The following is a 24,632-nucleotide window of genomic DNA, read 5'->3' as shown; positions in this document are numbered from 1 at the left end:
CCAGGCACCAGTGAAGCACCCTCAAACGAATTTCGCAACCCGTTGCAAAATTCAGGTGACGCTCAGGATTGCTCGTCCGCGACGATGAGATCGAAGAACAGGTCCATCGACGCGGCCACATCGACGCCATCCTTGTCGAACAGCCATTGCTGCCGGAGTCCCTCGGCGAGTGCGAGGAACATCGTCGCCAGAGCGTCCGGGTCGCCGCCGTCAGTCCGAAGCTGGCCCTGATCGCTCAGTTGACCGAGAAGGCGCGCGTAGAAGTGGCGGATGCCTTCGTAGCGCTCCGCGATCGCTGCGTGTGCGGGATGCTCGGCAACTGCGGCCTCGCCGGACAGCACGGCGTCGAGTTCGAGGTCCGCCACCGACCACTTCTCCGGCGCGGTGGCGCGGATCGAGCTCGCCAGGATCTCGCGGGGATCGGCTTCGGCGTCCGGGGCGCCGGCGCCGGCGAGTGTGGCGGCGATCTGTGAGTCGCGACGTTCGATCACGGCAAGGAGCAGGTCCTCCTTGGTGGGGAAGTGGTGGAGGAGTCCGTTGTGGCTGATGCCTGCCCGGCGGGCGACCTCGGCCATGGTCGTGGCCTGGAAGCCGGTCGCGGCGAAGGTCTCCATGCACGCCTCGACGATCTTCCGCCGGACGTCCGCGGTCTTGGCGTAGGGACCTCGTTCGGCACCTCGCTTCATGGAGTGCTCCTTCGAAAACTGCAACTGATTGCGAAATTGATGTTACGCTCGTGCTCGTTCACCACAAGGACGGATCGATGATGACCACATTCCCCGACGGCTTCCTCTGGGGAGCGTCCACCGCCCCGCACCAGACCGAGGGTAACAACACGGCCAGCGACTTCTGGGCGAACGAAGGTCGCATGCCGGGGATGGAATTCAGCGGGGACGCCTGCGACAGCTACCACCGGTACGGCGAGGATGTCCGCCTCCTCGCCGACGCGGGATACACCGCGTACCGGTTCGGGATCGAGTGGGCGCGGATCGAACCGCGACCGGGAATGATCTCGAAGGCGCAGCTCGCCCACTACCGCCGCATGATCGAGACCGTGCAGCAGGCCGGTCTCACTCCGGTCGTGACGCTTCATCACTTCACGAATCCGCAGTGGCTCGCGCAGGAGGGCGGATGGCTCGCCGATTCCGCCGTAGACCGATACCGCTCGTACGTCGGGGCCGTGACCGGCATCCTCGAGGGCGTCGACTGGATCGCCACGATCAACGAGCCCAACATGCTCGCCATGATGACCGGAATGGCACGCCTCGCCGCCGACCCCGAGGCGGCCAAGGAATGGACGAGCCCCACGATCGAGGGCGACACCGAGCGCCCGCGCCCGCAGCTGCCGCCGCCCGATCCCGAGATCGGCCGGCGCTTCATCCGGGCCCACCACGCCGCGCGCGAGATCCTGCACGAGCGCACCGACGCCAAGGTCGGATGGACGGTCGCCAACCGCGCCTACGAGGTGCTCCCCGGCGGTGAGCAGGCGGCCCGCGAACTGAGCTGGGTGTGGGAGGACCTCTACCTGGAAGCCGCACGCGGTGACGACTTCATCGGCGTGCAGTCGTACTCGACGATCCCCGTCGGCCCGGACGGTCCGGTCCCGCACACGCCACAGCCGGACGACACCCTCGTCGGCACGCCCTACCGGCCCGACGCGGTCGGGATCGCCGCCCGCCACGCGTGGGAGGTCACCGGCGGCGTGCCGATCCTCATCACCGAGAACGGCATCGCCACCAAGGACGACGAACAGCGCATCTCCTACACGCGCGGCGCGCTCGAGGCCGTCTCGAGCGCGGTCGCCGACGGCGTCGACATCCGCGGCTACCTGCACTGGAGCCTGCTCGACAACTACGAGTGGGGGCACTGGGACCCGACCTTCGGGCTCATCGCCGTGGACCGTGAGACCTTCGCCCGCACCCCCAAGCCGAGCTTCACGTGGCTCGGCGACGTCGCCCGCACCGGCGGCGCGAGCCTGAACGGAGGCGCCCGATGAAGCGCGAGACCATGCGCGCGGTCCGGCGCCCGGCAGACATGCCCCTCGACGGGACCTGGGACTTCCAGCTGCTCCCGACACCCGACGCCCAGCACTCGGACGCATGGGAGACCGCCGAGGTTCCGTCGCTGTGGACGATGTCCTCGCCGCAGGACCGGCCGTTCTACACGAACGTGCCGATGCCGTTCGACGAGATGCCCCCGACCGTCCCGGCCGACAACCCCACCGGCCTCTACCGACGCCTCGTCGCTCTCCGCCCCGAGCCGGGGACGCGGATCATCCTCCATGTCGGCGCGGCCGAGGGGCAGCTGACCGTCACCGTCAACGGCCACGCCTACGCGCCGAGTACGGACTCCCATCTCGAGGCGGATTTCGACATCACCGACGTCGCCGTGGACGGCGACAACACCATCGAGCTCGCCGTCGCCAAGTGGTCCGAGGAGAGCTATCTCGAAGACCAGGACCAGTGGTGGCAGTCCGGCATCTCGCGGTCGGTGTGGATCTCGATCGTTCCCGAGATCCGGATCGCGGATGTCGTCGTACACGCCGATTGGGATCACGAACGCGCGATCGGATCGCTCCGGCTCGATGTGGAGACCGCGGGCCTCGCGCAGCGCCGGGACGGCGGCTACAAGGTCCGAGTCGAGGCAGCCGAGCACACCGCCGAGGCCGACATCGCCGCACGCGTCGCCGCGCCGACACTCCCCAAGCCGGCCAAGGAGCGCGACAGCCGCCCCGCGCCGATGCTCCCCGACGACGTGATGGACCTTCTCAGCATCAAGGCGGCCAGCGCGCCGATCCCGACCGAGTTCCGTGCTATCCCCAATCTCGGATCCATGGCGATGCCGACCTTCGGCATCGCCGGGACCGCGAAGGCCGAACTGCTCGACATCGATGTGCAGCCGTGGTCTCCCGAGCGCCCCGCCCTGTACGACGTGCGCGTCACACTGGTCGACCCCGACGGCGCCGACATCGACGCCGTCTCGCTGCGGGTCGGATTCCGCACCGTCCGCATCGTCGGCAGCGACCTTCTCGTGAACGGCGCACGCGTCCTCATCCAGGGGGTGAACCGGCACGACATCGACGAGCGCACCGGACGGGTGATCAGCCGCGACCGGATGCTGAAGGAGCTGAGCCTCCTCAAGCGCTTCAACGTGAACGCGATCCGCACCGCGCACTATCCCAACGACCCGGTGTTCCTCGACCTGTGCGACGAGGTCGGCTTCCTCGTCGTGGACGAGGCTGACGTCGAAGCGCACGCCTTCGCCTCCCGGATCCCGGACGATCCCGACTACCTCCTCCCCATCGTCGAGCGCGTCCAGCGCATGGTGCTGCGCGACCGCAACCACCCGTGCGTGATCGCCTGGTCGCTCGGCAACGAGTCCGGACACGGCGCCGCCCAGGACGCCGCAGCGGCCTGGGTGCGCAGCACCGACCCGTCCCGTCCCGTCCACTACGAAGGCGCCATCGCCACCGACTGGCACGGCGGACGCAGCGCGACCGACATCGTGGCGCCGATGTACCCGTCGTTCGCCGCGCTCGAGGGCTACGCGAACGACGAGCGAACGGATCGCCCGCTGATCCTGTGCGAGTACGCCTACTCGCAGGGGAACTCCACCGGCGGACTCGCCGAGTACTGGCGCCTCTTCGAAACCCTCCCCGCTCTGCAGGGCGGTTTCATCTGGGAGTTCACCGACCACGCCCTCGACATCGAGGGCGACGGGACCTTCCGCTACGGCGGCGACTTCGACGACACCGCCCACGACGGCGCCACGATGCTCAACGGCATCGCGTTCTCGGATGCCACCCCCAAGCCCGCCATGTTCGAGATGCGCGGCATCTTCAGCCCCGTGCGGATCACGTCGGATGCCGCCGACGCGCTCGCCGGGACGATCCGCGTCTGCAGCCGGCGTCACTTCGCCGATCTCAGCGATCTCGCGTTCGAGCTCCGTGTCGAAACGCGAGACGGCGCGGTCAGCAGCACGCCGATCTCGCTGAACCTGGAACCCGGTGAGGAAACCGCGCTGACCCTCCCCGCAGAGGTCGCCTCGAGCCTCGCAGGGGACGACGCGCTCGCGCTCTCGCTGAGCGTGCGGACCGCGCGCGACGCGATCTGGGCGCCCGCGGGGACCGAGCTGAGCGTGGAACAGGTCGTGCTGCCCCGGACTCCGCGACCGCTGCGCGAGGCGGGCCAGCCTGCCGACGTCACCGACGACGGCGCGATCGCCCATCCGTTGCTCGCGGCACCGCCCGAACTGTGCCTGTGGCGCGCCATGGTCGACAACGACAACTCGTTCGCACTCGACAAGCGCTTCGTCCGATCCGGCTTCTTCTCCCTGACCCAGTCGTCCGTCGAGGTCGAGAAGACCGACGACGCCACACTCGTCACCATCCGGTACGCCACCGCATGGGACGACGAGGTCGTGCACCGGCGCCGCATCTCGGAGGTCGCCGGCGGTTACCGCATCGATGAAGAGGTCTCCCTTCCCGAGGGCACGCGCGACGGGCTCCGGGTTGGAGTCCGCTTCGAACTCGAGGGACGCTTCGACGACGCCGAGTGGGTCGGACTCGGCCCGTGGGAGAACTACCCCGACCGCCACAGCTCCGCCCTGCTGGGGCGATGGGCGAGCTCCATCGACGACCTCGCGACGCCCTACCTGATCCCTCAGGAGAACGGCACGCGAGGCGGCGTCGACCATCTCGAGATCTCGGGACCGGCGGGCGTCGTCACGGTGACGTCGGCGCAGCCGCTGCACGTCAGCGCTTCGCGACACACCCTCGACGAACTCGAGGACGCGACCCACTGGTGGCAGCTCCCTGACAGCTCGCGCACGATCGTCCATCTCGACATCGCCCATCGCGGTGTGGGGACGGCGCTGCTCGGGCCCGACACCCAGCGGGTGCATCGTCTCGCGGGCGATCACTACGCCTGGAGCTGGGAGCTCACTCTCACACCTCGCACGTCATGACGCAGGATCGTGACGCCGTGCGGGGGATGGGGGGAGCATCGCCCGAGCGGACCGACGTGATCCTCGCCGAGACCGTCGCCGTGGACGCACTGTCGCCGTCAGCCCCCGGGTCTCCGCAGACGGACCCCGCCGAGCGACGGGTGCCGCGACGCACCGTCGCGCTGATCTTCGTCGGCGCGTTCGGCGCCGGTCTCGCGCTCGTGGTTCCGATGGCGTACTCGATGGCGCTGCGACTGGCGGACCTGGCGCCCGGACAGGAGAGCGTTCTCGGCTACATCCTCGGCATCGGCGCGGTCTGCTCACTGGTCGCCGCTCCTCTGACCGGTATCATCAGCGATCGCACCCGATCCCGATGGGGACGGCGGCGACCGTTCACCGTGCTCGGGGTCGCAATCGGGCTGGCCGCCGTGCCGGTGCTCGCGTTCGCCCCGAACATCCCCGTCCTCACGGCAGGCTGGCTGCTCACCTCCATCGGGTGGGGCACCGCGGGCGGATCGATCGGCAACCTGCTCGCCGACACACTCCCCGAGCGCCAGCGGGGCCAGGTCTCGGGCCTGGTGAATCTGGCGGGCCAGGTGGCACCGGTGCTCGGCATCCTGCTCGCGGGTCTCGTGACCGGAAGCTCACTGCTGCTGTTCCTCGTCCCCGCACTGCTCGGTGCGCTGATGGTGCTCGCCTTCGCGCTGTTCGTCCACGAGGGCGACTCGCGGCACCTGCGCTTCGCGGATGCGCTGACCGTCGCGAGGTTCGTGCTGAGCCTCGCCTTCGACCCCCGCCGGCACCCCGCCTTCGCATGGGCTTGGGTGGGGAGGTTCCTGTTCTTCTTCGGACTGTCGCTCACGATCCCCTACGGCACGTACTTCTACTCCCAGCGGCTCGGCGTCCCGGTCGAGGACGTCGCCACCGTCATGGCCGCGATCTCGGCGGTGGGCATCGCCGCAGCGTCCGTCGGCGCGCTGGGGGCGGGATGGATCTCCGACCGATGGGGGTCGCGCCGCATGTGGACCGCGACCGCCGCAGCCCTGTTCGCGGTCGGATGCATCGTCTCGGCCCTCTCGTGGACGCTCCCCGGGCTGATCGCCGGCGCAATGATCTCCAACGTCGGCATCGCCGCGTTCGGGTCCGTCGGCCAGGCGCTGGTCCTCGATGTGATGCCGCATCGAGAGACGCAGGCGGGACGCTTCTCGGCGATCATCGGGTTCTCGCAGAGGATCCCGAGCGCCGTAGCGCCCCTGGCCGCCCCGCTCGTGATGAGCCTGGCTCCGGTCGCAGAGGCCCGGTACACCGTCCTGTACCTCGCTTCCGGTGCCCTCGCGGTAGTCGGAGGCATCGTCACGGCCACCATGGTGAGGTTCCGTGGGTGAATCTGGCAACCGATTGACAAATGTTGCCCGAGAAGGTTGGATGAGGAGTATGCAAGCGACGCAAGGACGCGATTCCGAACGACTGCTGCCTGCGGACGCGGCGACGCGGGACGTGGCGAAGGAGTTGTACGCGCGCGTCGCGGATGCCCCGATCATCTCGCCCCACGGTCATGTTCCCGCACGGATGCTGCTCGACGATGCGTCCTTCGAGAACGCGGCCGAGCTGTTCGTGACGAAGAACCACTACGTCACCCGGATGCTGCATGCCGCGGGCGTCGACCTCGCGGAGCTCTCGGGCGCCGACCCCCGCCGCACGTGGGGTCTGGTCGCGGCGAACTGGCATCGGTTCGCCGGAACCGCGTCGGGCTACTGGCTCGAGACCGAACTCGCCGAGGTGCTCGGCATCCGGTTGCCCATCAACGCCGGGACGGCGCACGAGATCTACGACCTCGTGGGCGAGCGCCTCGCCGATCCGGCGTTCCTGCCGCAGGCTCTGTTCCGCCGTTTCGATATTCGTGTCCTGGCGACGACGGACGATCCGCTCGACGACCTCGGGGATCACGATGCGCTGGCTCGTCTGGACCTCGGCGGCCGCGTGCTGCCCACGTTCCGCCCCGACGCATACCTCGACCCCGACGCGGTCGGATTCGGCGACTCCGTGTCCACGCTCCTCGCCGCCACCAGCGAGCCCGCGACGTTCGCCGGCTATCTCTCGGGCCTCGAGGCGAGGCGCGAGCACTTCATCCGCCACGGCGCCGTGTCTGCCGACCACGGAGTGGAGGAGCCGTTCACGATCGAGCTCGCGCCCCACGAGGCGGAGGCTCTGTTCCAGGAGGTCCTCGCTGGGACGGCGGATGCCGGGCAGCGGCGCGCCTTCCGCGGCCACATGCTGCTGCAGATGGCGCGCATGAGCGTCGACGACGGTCTCGTGATGACCGTGCACGCCGGTGTCCACCGCAACCACAGCAGCGCCACATACGAGCGCTTCGGGGCCGATACCGGGCACGACATTCCGCTGCCGACCACCTTCACGCGGGGGATGAGGCCGCTGCTGGAGCGGTTCGGTCTCGCGAAGGACTTCCACCTCGTGCTGTTCACCGTCGACGAGACCACGTTCTCCCGTGAGCTCGCACCGCTCGCGGGGTTCTACCCGAGTGTCTACGTCGGCGCGCCCTGGTGGTTCCTCGACGCCCCCGACGCGATCGGGCGCTTCCGCTCGGCCGTCACCGAGACGGCGGGCTTCTACCGCACGTCCGGCTTCATCGACGATACGCGCGCGTTTCTCTCGATTCCCGCGCGCCATGATGCGGCCCGGCGTGCGGATGCCGCCTATCTCGCGCGTCTGGTCACCGAAGGACGCATCGCGCTGGCGACTGCCGAACGCATCGCCGACGACCTCGTCGACGCGATCCCGCGGGAGGTGTTCAAGCTGTGACGAACCTCTACTCTCCCGTACCTCTGCACCGTGAGCCCGGAGCCGCGGTGCCGCCCGTCCGCATCGTCCACCTCGGCCTCGGCGCGTTCCACCGCTCGCACCAGGCCTGGTTTACCGCGCACGCCACGGATGCCGCGGAGTGGGGCATCGCCGCCTTCACCGGCCGGAGCACGGAGATCGCCGCGCAGCTCACCGACCAGGACGGGCAGTACACCCTCGTGGTCCGAGGACCCGAAGGCGACTCGTTCGAGGTCGTCGACAGCGTAGTCCGCGCGATCCCCGGCACCGACGTCGCCGCGTTCGTCGAGCTGGCGGCATCCGAGCCCGTCGCCATCCTGACCCTCACGATCACCGAGGCCGGCTACCGACTCGGTGCCGATGGTCGACTCGACCTCACGGATCCGGATGTCGCAGCCGACGTCGCGCTGCTTCGCCGCCTCTTCGATGCACAGGCAGCTCTGCCCGGCTTCGAGTATCCGCGCACCGCCCTCGGGCGGGTGCTGCTTGCGCTCGAACAGCGCCGTCGCACAAGCACCCCGGCGCTCGCGATCGTGCCGTGCGACAACATCCCCGACAACGGGCACGTCGTCCGCGAGGCGCTCGGCGCGCTGGCGACCGCCACCAGCAGCACGCTGGCTGCGTGGCTCGACTCCGGCATCTCGGTGGTGTCGACGTCGGTCGATCGCATCACGCCGCGCGGGACGCCGGAGGACGCGCAACTCGTCCTCGACGCGACGGGTGTCGCGGACCGTGCACCGGTGGTGACCGAACCGTTCTCGGACTGGGTGCTTGCCGGAGACTTCCCCTCCGGCCGGCCCGCATGGGAGACCGCCGGCGCCCGCTTCGTCGACGACATCGCGCCGTGGGAGGCGCGGAAGCTGTGGATGCTGAACGGCGCTCACACTCTGCTCGCCGCCTCCGGCCCGCTGCGGGGGCATGCGCTTGTCAGCGAGGCCATCGACGATCCCGTCTGCCGCGATCTGGTCACCGCCCTTTGGGAGGAGGACGCGCGGCACCTCACAGGCGTCGAGGTCGACGACTACGCGGCCGATCTCCTCGCACGGTTCCGCAACCCACGGATCGAGCATCGCCTGGCCCAGATCGCCCTCGATGCGACCACGAAGATGCGCGTGCGCATCGTCCCGGTGGCGCGCCTCGAACGAGCGGCGGGACGCTCCGCGGCCGGCTGTGCGGCGGCCGTGGCGGCGTGGATACTCGCCGGCCACGATGCCGTCGAGACCCGCGGCGCCGCAGCGGAGAGCCGCACCGCGCGACAGGTCGCCGACCTCGACCCCGTTCTCGGGGGCGACGCGGCCTTCTGCGCGCGCGTCGATGCCGCCGTTGCCGACCTCACGACAAAGGCCCTCCTCACGGAGAGCGAAACCGCGTAGCCGCATCGCGCCGACGCGTTCGAACAGGAGACTCCATGCTCAAGCCCCAGACGACCCCGACCCGCGAGCTCGTGAACCTCGACGGTGTGTGGCGCTTCGCCACCGACCCCATGGTGGGCGATGCCCCGTGGGCGGCGACGCTGCCGGGATCGCTCGAGGTCGCGGTGCCTGCGAGCTTCAACGACCAGTTCGTCGATCCTGCCATCCGGGGCCACGTCGGCCTCGTCTGGTACCAGCGGAACGTGCGGGTCCCGCGCGGCTGGAAGGACGAGCGGATCGTTCTGCGGCTCGACGCCGCCACCCACGCCGGCGCGGTCTACGTCGACGACACCCTCGTCGCCGAGCACGTCGGCGGATACACCCCCTTCGAAGCGGACGTCACAGACGTCGTCACGGCAGGCGGGGAGTTCCGCCTCACGGTGGGCGTCGACAACCGCCTTACGAACATCACGATCCCGCCCGGAACGGTGACCACGGGTCCCGACGGTCGGCAGAAGCAGAGCTACCTCCACGACTTCTACAACTACGCCGGTCTTGCGCGGTCGGTGTGGCTCTACAGCACCCCGTCTCGCTTCATCGAGGGCGTCACCGTGACGACGGGTCGCGAGGGGGCGAACGGCACGGTCGACTACCGGGTGGAGGCATCCGGAACCGTGCGCGTGATCCTCCGCGATGCAGACGGTGGACAGGTCACCGCCGGCGACGGCGCGAACGGCCGGCTCGTGGTTCCGGACGCCACCCTCTGGCAGCCCGGGGCCGCGTATCTGTACGAGCTCGAGGTGCAGATCGTCGAGGACGGCGCGGTCGCCGACACGTACACGCTGCCTGTCGGCATCCGCACCGTCGAGGTCACCGCCACCGAGTTCCTCATCAACGGCGAGCCGTTCTACTTCACCGGGTTCGGCAAGCACGAGGACACCGCCGTGCGCGGCAAGGGCCACGACAACGCGTACCTCGTGCACGACTTCGAGCTGATGAACTGGATCGGCGCGAACTCGTTCCGCACGTCGCACTACCCGTACGCGGAGGAGGTGCTCGAGTACGCCGACCGTCACGGCCTCGTCGTGATCGACGAGACCGCGGCTGTCGGCCTGAACCTCGGTGTGATGGGCGGTCTCACCGGAGCACCGGCGACGCCGACCTTCTCGCCCGAAGGCTGCAACGACCAGACGCGGGATGCGCACGCGCAGCACCTGCGCGAGCTCATCGCCCGCGACAAGAATCATCCGAGCGTCGTCATGTGGTGCATCGCGAATGAGCCTGCGAGCAACGAGGATGGCGCCCGCGAGTACTTCGAACCGCTCATCGAACTGACACGAGAGCTCGATCCGACCCGGCCCGTGACGATCGCCGAGGTGATGTTCGCGACATCGGAGAACGACAAGGTCGCAGACCTCCTCGACGTGATCTGCCTGAACAGGTACTACGGCTGGTACGTCGCCACCGGAGACCTCGAGACCGCCGCGCAGTACCTCGAGATGGACCTTCGAGCCTGGGCGGACACACACGGCAAGCCGATCCTGATGACCGAATACGGTGCCGACACGATGCCGGGGCAGCACTCCGTATGGGACGTCCCATGGACCGAGGAGTACCAGCGGGACTACCTGGCGATGCACCATCGCATCTTCGATCGGATCCCTTCCTTCGTGGGCGAACAGGTCTGGAACTTCGCCGACTTCGAGACGTCGCTCGGCATCCACCGCGTCGGCGGCAACAAGAAGGGCGTATTCACCCGCGACCGCAGGCCCAAGGCCGCGGCATTCGCACTGCGTGAACGCTGGCGAGGCATCGGGAACAGCAAACCCGGAGCCGAGGACTGAGAGGACATCATGATCATCGACAAGGCTGAGGTCATCGTCACCAGCCCCGACCGGAACTTCGTCACGCTGAAGCTCACGACCGACGACGGCCTGACCGGCCTCGGCGACGCGACGCTGAACGGCCGTGAGCTCGCGGTCGTCTCCTACCTTCAGGACCACGTCGTCCCCCTGCTCATCGGCAGCGACGCGAGCCGGATCGAGGACACCTGGCAGTTCCTCTACCGGAGCGCCTATTGGCGCCGGGGGCCGGTCACGATGGCCTCGATCGCCGCGGTCGACATGGCCCTGTGGGACATCAAGGGCAAGGCGGCCGGGATGCCCGTCTACCAGCTCCTCGGCGGGGCATCGCGCAACGGGCTCATGGCGTACGGGCACGCGTCGGGCAAGGAACTGCCCGAGCTGTTCGACTCGATCCGCGCCCACCAGGAGCAGGGGTACAAGGCGATCCGCGTGCAGACCGGCGTCCCGACGCTCAAGGCGATCTACGGCATCGCGGCGCAGGGCGCCGACGTCGGCGACGCATCGGTCCGGTACGACCACGAACCGGCACGCCGCGGCGCGAAGCCGGTCGAGGAGGACTGGGACACCCGCGCCTACCTGAACCACCTGCCCGGCGTCTTCGAGGCGGTCCGCAACGAGTTCGGTCCCGACGTGCCGCTGCTGCACGACGGGCACCACCGGATGACCCCGATCCAGGCCGCCCGACTCGGCAAGGACCTCGAACCGTACGATCTGTTCTGGCTCGAGGACTGCACCCCGGCCGAGAACCAGGAGGCGCTGCGCCTGGTGCGGCAGCACACGACGACGCCGCTCGCCATCGGCGAGATCTTCAACACGATCTGGGACTTCAAGGACCTGATCCGCGACCAGCAGATCGACTACGTGCGCGGCGCCGTCACGCACATGGGCGGGATCAGCCCGCTGAGAAAGACGCTCGAGTACGCCGCCATGTACCAGGTGAAGTCCGGCATGCACGGCCCGACCGATATCAGCCCGGTCGGGATGGCCGCAGCGATGCACCTGGGGCTGTCGATCCACAACTTCGGCATCCAGGAGTACATGCGCCACGGTGCGAAGACCGACCAGGTCTTCGAGCAGTCCTTCACCTGGACGGACGGCTACCTGCACCCGGGCGATGCGCCGGGGCTCGGCGTCGAGCTGAATCTCGACGATGCCGGGAAGTACCCGTACGAGCAGGCGTACCTGCCGTACAACCGTCTCCTCGACGGAACCGTGCACGATTGGTGACACGATGATCCACCCCGAGGGACGCGCTTCGGCTGCCGCTCCCGCCGTTGTCGTGATGGGTGTCTCGGCCGCCGGGAAATCGACGATCGCCGAAGCCCTCTCACGGCGATTGGCCGTGCCATGGATCGACGCCGACGATCTCCACCCCTCGGCGAATCGACAGAAGATGATGGCCGGGATTCCCTTGGACGACGATGACCGTCGTCCTTGGCTGGACGCGGTCGGCGAGAAGCTCGCCGCGGGTGAAGCCGCAGAGGGGATCGTCGTGGCATGCTCCGCGCTGCGGCGGAACTATCGCGATCGACTTCGAGCGGCCTGCCCCACCGCGGTGTTCGTCCACCTGCACGGATCCCGTGAGCTTCTCGCTCATCGCGCTTCGGAACGTGTCGAACACTTCATGCCCGCATCATTGTTGGATTCGCAGCTTGCTACTCTCGAACCGCTAGATGCAGAAGAACGGGGAGTGACCCTGGACGTGTCAGACGCTCCTGCGGTCATCGCCCAGCGAGCAGCTGAGTGGGTGACTTCGAATGGTTGACGGACGAGCCGAGGAACCGAACTCGGGGACTGACGAGATTCCGGTCGAGATGGCGGACCGAATCCGCGGCCGCGGGGGAAACGCCACGATCTACGACATCGCAGAACTCGCGAAGGTCAACCCCTCTACCGTGTCGCGCGCGCTGTCCAAGCCCGGCCGCATCAGCGCGAAGACCGAGGCTCGTATTCGCGACGCTGCGGCGCAACTGAACTTCCGCATCAATCCCATCGCGCGTGCCTTGTACACCGGCCGCAGTCGCACGTTCGCGCTCGTCGTGGCAGATATCACCAACCCGGTCGTCTTCGGCATCGTGCGTGGCGCCGAGCAGGAGGCGGCCGCGGCCGGCTACACATTGGTGATCGCCGAATCGCAGGAGTCTGGTGAGACGGAAGCCGAGACCGTGGAGCGGCTGATGCCCACCGTCGATGGCATCGTTCTCGCGACGACCCGCCTCGGCGACGAGTCCATCCGGTCGATCGCGGCGCGACGCCCGGTTGTGCTGATCAACCGGGCCGTAGCGGGCATCGACAGCATCCTTCCCGACGTGGATCGTGGGGTGAAGGACCTGATGGACCATCTCTACGGCCTCGGTCACCGATCTGTCGTCTACCTCGCTGGGCCCGAGACCTCTTGGGTGAGCGCACGTCGATGGGAGAAACTGCTCGAGACGTCGGAGTCGCTGGGCGTCGCGCTCGTCGAGATCGGCCCGAATCCGCCGACGATCCAAGGCGGCAGGGACGCGCTGCGACGTGTGCTCGCGGCCCGCCCGACTGCCGTGATCGCGTTCAACGACCTGATCGCGATCGGCCTGATGCAGGGCGCGGCCGCACGCGGCGTGGGGATTCCCGACGAACTGAGCGTCGCCGGCTTCGACGACATCTTCGGGAGCGAGCTGATTACGCCCTCTCTGACCACGGTGCGCTCCGAACTCGAGACCGCCGGCAGGCGCTCCGTCCGGAACCTGCTCGCACGGATGGAGGGCGAGGAACGTGTCGCGGACCCAGCCCTCCTTGCGACGAAGTTGATCGTTCGCGAGTCGACCGGGCCACGTCGCGAGGCCTGACCGGATGCCGACGGTGCATACCGTCGAGGGCTCTGGATACGCGTTGTCCGCCCAGTACGGACGGGCGGCTGCCCGAACGAGAGTCCGCCCATGCTGCCGGAGGTTTCGCCGCGTCCGCCCGGCAGCGATTGTCAGGGGAGTAGGAGGATCTTGCCCACCGTCGAACGGGACTCGAGCGCGTCATGGGCTCGGGCGGCATCCTCGAGGCGGTAGCGTGCACCGACGTGCAGCCGAAGCGAGCCGTCGGCTGCTGATGCCAGTACCTCGGAGCCGCGCGCGACGAGGTCCGCGCGCGATCCGGCGTAGTGGGCGAGCGTCGGCCTGGTGAGGTAAAGGGAGTTCTCGGCGAGTCGCTGCACGTCGACCGGGGGAATCGGGCCGCTGGTCGAGCCGTACGCGACCAGTGTTCCACGTGGCGCCAACGAGGCCAGGCTCTCCTCGAACGTGGCCTCGCCGACGCCGTCGTAGACCACGGCGGCGCCGCGACCCGCCGTGAGGTGATCCACCGCACTTCGGAAGTCGTCGTACCCCGCCGAGACCTGCGCCCCCGCCTCCTGTGCGAGCAGGGACTTCTCGCGGTTCGACGTCGTGGCAACGACCGTTCCGCCGTGCCGGACGAGCAACTGGGTGAGGAGCAGGCCCACGCCACCGGCTGCGGCGTGGACGACGGCCACGTCCCCTCGTGCGATCGCGCGGACGCTCGTCGCCAGGTAGTGCGCGGTCACACCCTGCAGCAGGATGCCCCCGGCGAGGTCGAGTTCCAGTCCCCGTGGGACGTGAAGGGTCCGTTCCGCGGGGACCACGGCGACCTCGGAGTAGGCGCCGATGGCCCCCATCCACGCGACGCGATCGCCCGTCGTGAATTCCGCGACATCAGGACCGACCGCCCGGACGATGCCCGCTCCCTCGTTCCCGGCGACGAACGGGGGGTGGGGGCGAAACGCCCCCAGCCCCTGACGCTGGTAGACGTCCATGTAGTTCACGCCGATCGCGGCGACGTCCACGACGAGTTCGCCCGGGCCGGCGCTGGGCTCGGGGCGCTCGACGACGCGAAGCACGTCGGACGCCCCGAAGGCGGCCACCTCTACCGATCGCATGCGATGCCCGTCACCGCACGCCGCGGACCCGGAAGACGACCACGCCGCCGATGACGACGATCACCGCCGCGACGGGGAAGAGCGGCGCGAACGATCCGGTCACGATGACGATCACGCCGGCAAGTGCCGGTGCAAGGATCTGCGGCGCGATCGCAGCGACGTTCGTGACCCCGAGGTCCTGTGCGAACGAGTTCGACCGCGGCAGTACCTGCGTGACGAGCGCCGTGTCGACGGCCTCGAACGTACCGAAGGCGAGCGCGACGACGACCATCATGGTCAGGTAGCCCTCCACCGTGGGCGCTGCGAGCGGGATGAGCAGGCCCAGGGCCATGACGATGCTCGCCACCGTCACGAAGACCTTGCGCCGGCCGAGTCGGTCGGACAGCAGTCCGGCGGGGACGGCGGTCAGGCTGATGCACACCGCTGCGATCGCGGCGGCGATGCCGACGTAGTCGACGGCGGCTTCACCGGCACCGATGTAGTCGCTGAGGATGTACAGCGCGTAGCCCTGGATGATGAAGAAGCCGGTGTAGACGAAGGTCCGGCTGCCGACCGCCCACCAGAAGTCGGGGTGCGTCCGCGGGTTCACGAAGAAGGTGCGCCACCAACGGGCGGAGTCCGAGGCGGGCGTCGGGGCGGACTCGCGATTGTCCGAATCCCTCGCGATGAACAGCCGGGTGGCGGTGAACGCCAACGGCAGGACGCTGAGCACCATGTAGGCGACGACGAGGTCGTCGGCGAGGACGGAGCCGAGGATGGTTCCGCCGACCGAGCCGAGCATGATCCCGAGTCCGAGCCCTGCGCTGAACCGGCCGCGTCGGTTCTCGGGAACCCGGTCGGGGAGGATCGCCGCGAGCGGGCCCTGCGAGGCGCTCAGCACGAACTCCGATGCGACGTAGAGCACGCCGAGCACTGCGAGCGACTCGATGAAGCCCATCGAGAACAGGATCGGGGCCACCACGATCGTTCCTCCGAGCACGTACGGGGTCCGGCTGCCCCAGCGGGTGCGCGTGCGGTCCGAGAGCATGCCCGCGAGCGGTTGGGCGAGGAGCGCCGCGATGGCGCCGAGGAACGTGAAGATGCTGAGGACGGCGACCTTGTCGTCACCGGCCAGGTCCTCGATCTGCAGCGCCAGCAGCACACCGGGAACGGCGCCGTAGACGAGTGAGATGCCGAACTGCGAGCTCCAGATCGAGAACAGCAGGGAACCGGACGCAGCGACCTGCCTCGTCACGGGCATGGTCTCGGGTGTCGACACGGTCACACCTCCCGCTGGGGATCGAGGGCGCACGGCGGAGCCGGGTCGTGGGGGCGGGGGGCCTGGGATGGCATCGCAACTCCTTTGTCGCTGTGAATTCGGATATTCCGTAGCCATTACTAGCACATTGCGGATACAGTGTGGCCGTAAGCCTCATCGCGAACGGTGATCGGGGCGGAGTGACTTCAGAGGTGTGTTCCATGGTGAGAGACGACGAGGTCGAGGTGCTGATCGTCGGTGCCGGCGCGACCGGGCTGACGCTGGCGTGCGACCTGCAGCGGCGAGGCGTGAGCCATCGGCTGATCGACGCGGCGCCGCACGGGTTCGAGGGGTCGCGCGCGAAGGGTGTCCAGCCGCGCTCGGCCGAGGTCTTCGACGACCTCGGCGTGCTCGCCCGCCTCGAGTCGCGGTCGACGCTCTACCCGCCGCTCGGCATCCACCTCGGCCCGGTGACCCTCAAGCGGACGATGATCGCGCTGCACGACGCGACGCCGGACGTACCCCACGCGAACACGCTGCTCGCGCCCCAGTACGCGACCGACCAGAGCCTGCGCGAGCGCCTCGAGGAACTCGGCGGCTCGGTGGAGTACGCCACCCGCCTGGGGGCGTTCGAGCAGGACGCCGACGGGGTCGTCGCGAGCCTCGAGTCCGGCGCGGGGACCGAGACGGTCCGCGCGCGGTACCTCGTCGGCGCGGACGGCGGTGGCAGCACGGTTCGGCGGGGACTCGGCATCGCGTTCGAGGGGACGACCGACGAGAGCGACCGGATGATCGTCGCCGACGTCGCCGTGTCGGGGCTCGGTCGGGATCGCTGGCATGTCTGGCCCCGCTCCAAGGGGCGCTTCGTCGCGCTGTGCCCGCTGCCCGGAGACACCTTCCAGCTGATGCTGAAGCTCCGACCGAATGACCCCGCCGACCTCGACACCGCGGCCGTCGATCGCATGGTCCGCGACGTCGTCGGCGGATCGAAGGTCCGCGTCCACGACATCCACTGGTCGTCGGTCTGGCGGCCGAACATCCGGCTCGCCGAGCGCTATCGGCGCGGCCGCGTGTTCCTCGCCGGAGACGCGGCACACGTGCATCCGCCGACCGGTGCACAGGGCCTCAACACCGGCGTCCAGGATGCCTACAACCTCGGCTGGAAGCTCGGCCAGGTGCTTGCGGGCGCCCCGGATGCGCTCCTCGACACGTACGAGTCGGAGCGGCAGCCCGTCGCAGCGCGAGTGCTCGGCCTCGCGTCAGGGCTGTACGCGCACCTCGGGGACCGCCCGCTGGCGGCGACCAAGCGCGGTGACGAGGAGCGGCAGCTCTCCCTGACGTACCGCGGCGGTCCGCTCGCCCCCGGCGACCTCGACGCTCCCGGCCTGCAGCCCGGCGACCGGGCGCCCGACTCGCCCGTCGTCCTCGATGACGGTGCTCGAACGACGCTCTTCGACGAGTTCCGCGGCCCGTCGTTCTCGCTGGTCGCCATCGGGGACCGCGCGGCGGAGGCCTGCCGCGACCTCTCCTGGACGTCCGCCGGTGCGCCCGTACGAATGATCCCCCTCGACGGCTCGTCCAACGAGCCGTTCCGCCGATTCACCGGGATCCTCGGCGACGGCGCGGTGCTCGTGCGGCCCGACGGCTACGTCGCCGCCATCGCACGCGACTCGCTCGACGACGTGCGCGACTGGCCGGCTCTCCCGGTCTTCCCGTCCTCCTGACCGATCCCGAGCCCGAACCACCCCCAACACGAAGGCGTGTCACACCATGGTCGATGTCGAATCCATGCCCGCAGCCCGCGACGACGTTCGCATCCTGACGTTCGAACCCCCCGCGGCCCGCGCCGACCCCCGCACCGAGACGCTCACGCCGGAGTCCCAGGCGGCGCTGCGCCAGTTCTCCGAAGACCGCCTGATCGGCTACGGCGTGGACCGCAGCGATGCGATCGAACTGACGGCGCGGGTCCTGGCGGGGGAGGGCTGGCTGGACGCGGCGACCCGGCTCGCCGAGCGCTGCCTCGCCAACCTCGACGCCGCGGCCGAGGCCGGCACGCAGACCCGGATCACCGCCCTCCGCCGGGCATCGGCGCTGCTGCGGATGAGCCAGGTGATGATGCTCGAGGACGGCCCGGCGCGGACCGCGATCTACGCCCGTGCGGGCGACCTCTACCTCCGCGCCGCCGAAATCGCCGGCGATCGCATCCGGGTCACCCTCGACACGCCGGAAGGCGCCGTCGTCGGATGGCAGGTGCCCGCGACAGGCCCGCGCGTCGGCGCCGCGATCGTCATCGGCGGGGTCGAGGGGTATGCCATGGACTTCGACTGCATCGGCGACGCCCTCGCCGCCCGCGGCATCGAGACCCTCCTGCTCGACGGGCCGGGACAGGGCGAGAGCCGGTTCACGCACGGTGTCTACCTCACCCCGACCTGGCGCGACGCGTACACCGCGGCGCTCGACCACCTCGCGACCTCGGTGCCCGGCCTCCCGATCGGAGTCGTCGGCAACAGCATGGGCGGCAGCTTCGCGATGGCTGTGGCCAACGGGGACCCACGTGTCCGGGCGTGCGTCGACAACGGTGGCATCCCTGCACCCTGGATGGTGCCCCCGAGCATCGGCACGTTCTTCACGAAGATGGCCGCCTTCTGCGACGTCGACGACCCGGACCAGGCGACCGCCGTCTGGTCGACGGTGACCCCGCTGGCACCGGGCGGCAACGCCGACTACGACCTCCTCGTGATCCAGGGCGGCGCCGACCCGATGGTGTCGTCCGAGATGGCGCAGGCGGTCTTCGCCCACGCGCCCGCCAAGTCGAAGCAGATGGTGCTCTTCTCCGACGGCATCCACTGCATCTACAACCACAGGACGGACCGCGACGACCTCATCGCGGACTGGGTGCACGCCCGCCTCGCGGCGGACTCGCACTCCGACTTCGATTCCGACTCCGAGTGAAGGGAACCGCGATGCAGATCACGGACGCGCAGATCCACCTCTGGACCGGAGCAGGCGCGCCGCCGTACCACCACCGCGCGCCGTACACCATCGAGCGCGCCCTGCGCGAGATGGACGAGGCCGGCATCGACCGCGCCGTGAACTGCCCGGCGATCTGGGACCCCGACGCAAACGACTACGCGGTCGAGGCGGCGCAGGCCCACCCAGACCGGTTCGCCACCATGGGATGGTTCCCCCTCGACGCCAGCGCCGGCCCGCACCGCGTCGACGAGTGGATGTCGAAGCCGGGAATGCTCGGCCTGCGCTTCGTCCTCTACGCACCGGAGGCAGGAGGCATCCTCCGATCCGGCGCGCTGGACTGGCTCTGGACCCGAGCCGACGAACTCGAGCTCCCGGTCGCGTTGATGGTCATGCCCGACCACCTCTCGCTCATCGGCGACATCGCCCCCCGCTTCCCGAGAATGCGGCTCCTGCTCGATCACCTCGCGATCGGCCCGTTCGACACGCTGCCCGGGGCGGCGTCCCACCTCGACGCGCTGGTCGCCCTGGCCGCGTACCCGAACGTCGCCGTGAAGGCGAGCGGCATCACCGGTGCCGCGACCGACGGCTACCCGTTCGCCAGCGCCCACGAGGTGCTTCGACGCACGTTCGACGCATTCGGCCCCGACCGCATGTTCTGGGGGACCGACATCACCCGCCAAACCGCGACCTGGGGGGAGTGCGTCTCGATGTTCACCGACCACCTCCCGTGGCTCGCCGGCGCGGACCTCGAGCGGGTGATGGGCGCCGGGATCTCGGACTGGATCGGCTGGCACTGACCGGTCGCACCCGGGTCATGGGGGCCGGGCGGTAGCGTAGGGACCACAGCGTCCACCCCGCGAGACACCCCTGGCACCCATGACCCTCACCGAGAAGCGCAAGCCCGGCCGGCCCCGGATCCCCCGGGAACGCATCGTCGACGCCGCCCTGCAGATCGTCGACGAACAGGGGGCCGACGCGCTCACCCTTCGTGCCGTCGCCGAGCGGATCTCGTCGAGCACCGCGACGCTGTACCGGCACGTGAGCGGCCGGTCCGAACTGATCGGCCTCGTGATCGACCGCATGCTGGGGGAGGTCGAACTTCCCGCCGTCGAGGACGACGACGAGCAGCCGTGGGAGGTCGTCTGCCACCGCACCGCGACCGCGATCTTCACCACCATCGCGCAGCACCGGAGCGTCGCGACCCTGCTGATCGAACGGTTCCCCACCGGCCCGCACGCCATCGCACTGCGCGAGCGCATCGCGCGAGCCCTGCTGCGCGGTGGCCTGCCCCCGGAGGTCGCGGCCGCCGCGGTCGCGACCCTGGGCCGCTACGTCCTCGGCTTCGCGATGCAGTCCGCCGCGGACGACGGTGCGCAGCGGCCATCGTTCACCGTCGACCCGATGGCGTACCCGCACCTCGTCGAGCTCGCACCGCTCCTGCCGAAGCCGCTCGCCGAGGAGTTCGAGTTCGGCCTCACCCACCTGCTGAGCGGCCTGGCGCGCGACCAGCGCGCCTGACCGCGGCGGCCCCGGCCCATAGGCGGCGGGTATGGAGTCCGCAGCCGATTGGTCTTGGCGGCGGACGGCGCCCGTGCGCTTCGATGAGCAGACACCGGCCTCCGGATGGAGCCGCTCTCATCTCACTGACGAACGCGCACGAGAGTGATCCACTTACGATTCGCATCGACCTCCGCGGAGCAACCGTCACCGATGTGGTCGGGCGTGTGCTCACCGCACCGAGTCTCGACGCGCACAACACGCCTGAGAATCCGGCGGCTGTCGCGCCTCGATCGCTCGACGACGTGCGGGTCGTCGGCGGCATGCTCGAGGCCACACTGCCGCCTGCTTCCTGTTCGACAGTTCAGGTCGTTCTGGAGGCATGACCCGGGCGTCGGTCGGTCAGGCCTACCTCTACTGGGGCCAGTTCTCAGCGAACGTTGCTGGGACTGAATCGCGACATGATCTCCATCGAGGAGGATTCCATCGTCAATGGGGTCGTGACCGAGGCACAGCATCATTTCCACGAGGGATGCTCGATGCGCAAGCGCGACGGGATCTACTACCTCGGTCGACCGACTCGCGGGCGGTCCGGGAGGAGGTCGTTCAGGACTGGTTCGCCGGGCCGGTCGACTCCCGCACCATCAATTGCGGCGATGCCGGTGGGGATGGCTCCGTGACGTCGGGCTCGATCCGAGAAAGCAAGGCCCGAACGGCGGCGCGCCCCTGAGCCTCGAAGTCGAGGCGGAGCGTCGTCAGCGGTGGGTCGAAGTAGGCCGCCTCCGGGGTGTCGTCGACCCCTGCGACGCTGACGTCGTCCGGGATGTGCAGTCCTCGCTGCTTGAGCGCGAGCATGGCCCCGAGTGCCATCTGGTCGTTGGCGGCCACATAGGCGGTCGCCTCAGGCAGCTCCCCGAGGGCAGCGATCGCGTCGTATCCGGACTTCGCGGACCAGTCGCCGCGGAGCACCGCTCGTGACCGGAGGCCGGCATGTTCGATTGCTGCCGTGTAGGCGCGGAGCCGGTTCCGAGCGGCCGACCACGTCTGCGGACCGGCGATGTGGACGACGTCACGATGGCCGAGCAGGGCGAGGTGCCCGATCAGTGCCGGCATTCCCGCTCCGGTCGACCCGGCCGGCTCCGCGTCGGTGAGGATGTCGGACTCCGCCGCGATGAAGGCCGGAACCCGAAAGGCGGTCGTCTCGAACGCTCTCTTCATCTCATCCGTGGAGGCGAGGGCGAGGATCCCGGCGAGATTGTGCTGGGTGATCAGCTCGAGCGATTCCTCGATCGCCCTCGGGTTGTGCGCATCGAGCGAGACCAGGTCGAGGACGTACCCTGCTTCGCGCGCGGCCGCACTCGCGCCCTCGGCGATGCGGCTCGGTCCATACTGCGAGATCTCGTGCGTCAGCGCGCCGATGCGATGGGAGCGTCCGGACTTGAGCGAGCGCGCGGTCAGGTTCGGGCGATACCCGAGTTCGTCGAGTGCCTTCACCACCTTCGCACGCGTCTCGGGCCGAATGCCCTCGAAGCCCTTGAGGAACCGGCTCACCGTCTGGTGCGATACGCCGGCGGCGGTCGCGACGTCGTAGATCGTCGCGGCCCGTGCGGGCGCTTCCCGGGGCGCGTTCGGGTCAGGGGGCGGCGTCGCGACCGCCGGGTCGGCGTCGATCGATTCCGTGGATTCGCCCATGTCGCGGGTCCTTCTGCGCTGGAGTGAGCCCTGCGGCAACGGCGCGGAACGGGTTGCGCAGCTTCACACAAATGTGACTTGACAGATCGATGTTATCGACCACATTCTTGTGTAGTAAAGATGTTTCCGACAACATTGACGAGATCGCCAAGGTTTGACACGACCTGATCGAATCGCCCGAACTACAACGGAGTAGCACCGATGACATCCCGTACCCCCGTCCAGCCGATGAGCGGTCTGCTCTTCGGCGTCGCGTATTACGCCGAGTACCACCGTGGCGAGCGGACGGAGATCGACCTCGACCTGATGGTGGAGGCGGGCATCAACGTCATCCGCGTCGGCGAGTCGGTCTGGTCCACGTGGGAGCCGCGCGACGGCGAGTTCGACCTCGAGTGGCTGGAGCCGGTGCTCGACGGCGCTCATCGGCGTGGCATCCGGGTGATCCTCGGGACGCCGACCTACGCCGTGCCGCCCTGGCTGCAGGTCGCGCACCCGGAGATCGCGGCCGAGCGCCGCACCGGCGAGCCGATCCCGTGGGGGGCACGCCAGGAAGTCGACTACTCGCACCCCGTGTTCCGCCAGTACGCCGAGCGCATCATCCGCACTGTCGTCGGTCGGTACGCCGGCCATCCCGCGGTCATCGGCTTCCAGGTGGACAACGAGCCCGGACTCGAGATCTTCCACAACGACCACGTGTTCGAGGAGTTCGTGAACCGGCTGCGGACGGAATACGGCGACGTCGAGACGCTCAACCGCGAATGGGGCCTCACCTACTGGTCGCACCGCCTCAGCGACTGGACCGAACTTTGGCGACCGGACGGGAACACGTTCCCCCAGTACGACCTCGCGTGGCGCCGTTACCAGGCACAGCTGACGACCGAGTTCATCGCGTGGCAGGCCGACCTCGTGCGGGAGTACCGCCGACCCGGGCAGTTCGTCACGACCTGCCTGCAGTACGGCCGCCCCGCGCTCGACGACGAGCGGCTCGCCCGGGACCTCGACGTCATCGCGGGAAACCCCTATTACGGCATGCAGGACCACCTCGACGCATCGCGCGAGCTCCCGCAGCTCAGCCACTGGACGACGACCGGCGTTCCCGGCCTCTTCCGGCAGGCCGATCGCATGTACGCCTCGAAGCAGGGACGGTACCTCGTCACCGAGACCAACGCGCAGTCCATCGGCGCCCCCGACACGAACTTCCCCCCGTACCCCGGCCAGCTCAAGCAGGCGGCGTTCACGTTCATCTCGCGCGGCGCCGCGATGATCGAGTACTGGCACTGGCACACCCTCCCGTACGGCTTCGAGACCTACTGGGGAGGCGTGCTCCCGCACAGCCTCGTCCCCGGTCGGGTCTACCGCGAGGTTTCGGAGCTCGGCGCCGAATTGGCGAAGCTGGGTGACGTACTCGACGGGTTCGAGCCCGACGCGGACGTCGCGATCCTCTGGTCCAACCCGAGCCGGTTCGCGCTGCAGTTCATGCCGCCGCTGCGCCTCGACGGCGAGCCGGACGTCCAGTCGTACGAGCGGATCGTGGACTCGTTCCATCGGGGGACGATCGAGTCGGGGCGGCAGTCGCGGCTCCTGCACCTCGACCAGGCCGTCGACCTCGGCGCGGCCGAGCTGGCGCGGCAGTTCCCCGTGCTCATCGCGGCGGGGGCCTACGTGACCTCCGACGCAGAGCTCGAGCTGCTCCGCGACTACGTCTCGAGCGGTGGTCACCTCGTGCTCGGCCCGAGGACCGCGTATGCGGACGAGGAAGCGCGTGCACGCGTTGACGTCGCCCCGCCGCGCCTCGCGGATCTCGCGGGCGCCCGCTACGAGGAGTACTCCAACCTCGATCACCCGGTCGCGGTGGTCGCCGAGCCGGATGGCCCCGCAGTCGACGGCGCCTCGGCCCGGCTCTGGATCGACGGACTCATCGCCGACGAGGCCGATGTGCTCGCCCGATACGACCACCCCCGATTCTCGGCCTTCGCGGCCGTGACCAGCCACGCCGTCGGCGACGGACGCGTCACCGTCGTCGGCTGCGTGCCCGACCCCGAACTGGCCCGCGGCATCGTCCGCTGGGCGACGGACCGGCCCGGGCACGCCGACGCACTCGCGGGGGAGGTCCAGCTGCCGATCACGGTGGCATCCGGATCGCTCCCCGAGGGTCGGCGCGCCTGGTTCGTCTTCAACTGGGGATGGGAGCCGCGAACCATCACGCTCGCGGTCACCGTCACCGAGCCCGCCACCGGAGCCGAACTGGCGGCGGGAACCGATGTCTCACTGGACGCCTGGTCGGCGCGGACCTTCATCCGGTGAGCACC

19 protein-coding genes are annotated in these 24,632 nt (G+C 69.2%); 15 read left to right on the top strand and 4 right to left on the bottom strand.

The annotated features are described in order from the left end of the window. Positions 1 to 62: 62 nt before the first annotated feature. Positions 63 to 686, bottom strand: a complete 624-nt coding sequence (locus GJR97_RS15995; RefSeq protein WP_154347779.1) for a TetR/AcrR family transcriptional regulator — start codon at positions 684 to 686, stop codon at positions 63 to 65. Between the two features lie 77 nt (positions 687 to 763). Between GJR97_RS15995 and GJR97_RS15990 the strand changes: the two genes are divergently transcribed. The 9 genes from GJR97_RS15990 to GJR97_RS15950 are packed head-to-tail and all read left to right on the top strand — an operon-like array spanning position 764 to position 13,827. Further along, a complete protein-coding gene (locus GJR97_RS15990; RefSeq protein ID WP_324613601.1) occupies positions 764 to 1,996 on the top strand; it encodes a glycoside hydrolase family 1 protein in 1,233 nt (410 codons plus the stop codon). Continuing rightward, entirely contained in the window at positions 1,993 to 4,965 is a 2,973-nt protein-coding gene (locus GJR97_RS15985; RefSeq protein WP_154347778.1) for a glycoside hydrolase family 2 TIM barrel-domain containing protein, read from the top strand. The genes GJR97_RS15990 and GJR97_RS15985 overlap by 4 nt, the downstream gene beginning before the upstream one ends. Next, positions 4,962 to 6,329 carry an MFS transporter gene (locus GJR97_RS15980; RefSeq protein ID WP_154347777.1) on the top strand — a complete coding sequence of 456 codons (1,368 nt, stop codon included), beginning with the start codon at positions 4,962 to 4,964 and terminating at the stop codon, positions 6,327 to 6,329. The genes GJR97_RS15985 and GJR97_RS15980 overlap by 4 nt, the downstream gene beginning before the upstream one ends. Before the next feature lie 49 nt (positions 6,330 to 6,378). Continuing rightward, positions 6,379 to 7,764, top strand: a complete 1,386-nt coding sequence (gene uxaC / locus GJR97_RS15975; RefSeq protein WP_154347776.1) for a glucuronate isomerase — start codon at positions 6,379 to 6,381, stop codon at positions 7,762 to 7,764. A gap of 47 nt (positions 7,765 to 7,811) precedes the next feature. Beyond that, positions 7,812 to 9,155: a mannitol dehydrogenase family protein gene (locus GJR97_RS15970; protein WP_324613600.1), complete on the top strand. Its 1,344-nt coding sequence runs from the start codon at positions 7,812 to 7,814 to the stop codon at positions 9,153 to 9,155. A gap of 35 nt (positions 9,156 to 9,190) precedes the next feature. Then, on the top strand, positions 9,191 to 10,978 hold the full coding sequence (uidA, locus tag GJR97_RS15965) for a beta-glucuronidase (RefSeq protein WP_154347775.1): 1,788 nt from the start codon (positions 9,191 to 9,193) through the stop codon (positions 10,976 to 10,978). A gap of 9 nt (positions 10,979 to 10,987) precedes the next feature. After that, positions 10,988 to 12,226: a D-mannonate dehydratase ManD gene (gene manD / locus GJR97_RS15960; RefSeq protein ID WP_154347774.1), complete on the top strand. Its 1,239-nt coding sequence runs from the start codon at positions 10,988 to 10,990 to the stop codon at positions 12,224 to 12,226. Between the two features lie 4 nt (positions 12,227 to 12,230). After that, complete coding sequence (locus GJR97_RS15955; RefSeq protein WP_154347773.1) at positions 12,231 to 12,764, top strand: gluconokinase; 534 nt, start codon at positions 12,231 to 12,233, stop codon at positions 12,762 to 12,764. Then, positions 12,757 to 13,827, top strand: a complete 1,071-nt coding sequence (locus tag GJR97_RS15950) for a LacI family DNA-binding transcriptional regulator (RefSeq protein WP_154347772.1) — start codon at positions 12,757 to 12,759, stop codon at positions 13,825 to 13,827. The genes GJR97_RS15955 and GJR97_RS15950 overlap by 8 nt, the downstream gene beginning before the upstream one ends. A gap of 131 nt (positions 13,828 to 13,958) precedes the next feature. On the opposite strand, the gene GJR97_RS15945 is transcribed toward GJR97_RS15950, so the two are convergent. Together GJR97_RS15945 and GJR97_RS15940 are read right to left on the bottom strand one after the other, a co-directional pair. Beyond that, positions 13,959 to 14,924, bottom strand: coding sequence for a quinone oxidoreductase family protein (locus GJR97_RS15945; RefSeq protein WP_154347771.1), 966 nt, complete (start codon positions 14,922 to 14,924; stop codon positions 13,959 to 13,961). A gap of 10 nt (positions 14,925 to 14,934) precedes the next feature. After that, on the bottom strand, positions 14,935 to 16,182 hold the full coding sequence (locus GJR97_RS15940; RefSeq protein ID WP_195760741.1) for an MFS transporter: 1,248 nt from the start codon (positions 16,180 to 16,182) through the stop codon (positions 14,935 to 14,937). Between the two features lie 200 nt (positions 16,183 to 16,382). Here GJR97_RS15940 and GJR97_RS15935 point away from each other — a divergent pair, with 200 nt between their 5' ends. The 5 genes from GJR97_RS15935 to GJR97_RS15915 all read left to right on the top strand — a co-directional run bounded on the left by GJR97_RS15935 (position 16,383) and on the right by GJR97_RS15915 (position 21,017). Continuing rightward, complete coding sequence (locus GJR97_RS15935; protein WP_154347769.1) at positions 16,383 to 17,885, top strand: FAD-dependent monooxygenase; 1,503 nt, start codon at positions 16,383 to 16,385, stop codon at positions 17,883 to 17,885. Between the two features lie 46 nt (positions 17,886 to 17,931). Next, positions 17,932 to 19,113 (top strand): alpha/beta hydrolase, encoded by a 1,182-nt coding sequence (locus GJR97_RS15930; RefSeq protein ID WP_154347768.1) that lies wholly within the window; start codon positions 17,932 to 17,934, stop codon positions 19,111 to 19,113. A gap of 11 nt (positions 19,114 to 19,124) precedes the next feature. After that, the gene (locus tag GJR97_RS15925; RefSeq protein ID WP_154347767.1) at positions 19,125 to 19,931 is read left to right on the top strand and encodes an amidohydrolase family protein; all 807 of its coding nucleotides are present in this window, start codon (positions 19,125 to 19,127) and stop codon (positions 19,929 to 19,931) included. Between the two features lie 79 nt (positions 19,932 to 20,010). Beyond that, positions 20,011 to 20,652: a TetR/AcrR family transcriptional regulator gene (locus GJR97_RS15920; RefSeq protein ID WP_154347766.1), complete on the top strand. Its 642-nt coding sequence runs from the start codon at positions 20,011 to 20,013 to the stop codon at positions 20,650 to 20,652. Then, positions 20,649 to 21,017 carry an alpha-L-arabinofuranosidase C-terminal domain-containing protein gene (locus GJR97_RS15915; protein WP_229276361.1) on the top strand — a complete coding sequence of 123 codons (369 nt, stop codon included), beginning with the start codon at positions 20,649 to 20,651 and terminating at the stop codon, positions 21,015 to 21,017. Before GJR97_RS15920 ends, GJR97_RS15915 begins: the two co-directional genes overlap by 4 nt. 220 nt (positions 21,018 to 21,237) lie before the next feature. Here GJR97_RS15915 and GJR97_RS15910 read toward each other — a convergent pair whose 3' ends face one another. Then, complete coding sequence (locus GJR97_RS15910; RefSeq protein WP_154347765.1) at positions 21,238 to 22,323, bottom strand: LacI family DNA-binding transcriptional regulator; 1,086 nt, start codon at positions 22,321 to 22,323, stop codon at positions 21,238 to 21,240. A 201-nt stretch (positions 22,324 to 22,524) separates the two neighbouring features. Between GJR97_RS15910 and GJR97_RS15905 the strand changes: the two genes are divergently transcribed. Next, entirely contained in the window at positions 22,525 to 24,627 is a 2,103-nt protein-coding gene (locus GJR97_RS15905; protein ID WP_229276348.1) for a beta-galactosidase, read from the top strand. The last annotated feature ends 5 nt before the right edge of the window (positions 24,628 to 24,632 follow it).

Source organism: Agromyces kandeliae (assembly GCF_009674665.1).
In the GTDB taxonomy this organism is placed as follows: Bacteria; Actinomycetota; Actinomycetes; order Actinomycetales; family Microbacteriaceae; genus Agromyces; species Agromyces kandeliae.
Note: the sequence above shows the minus strand (reverse complement) of the source record. Positions and strands in the feature narration are given on the sequence as shown.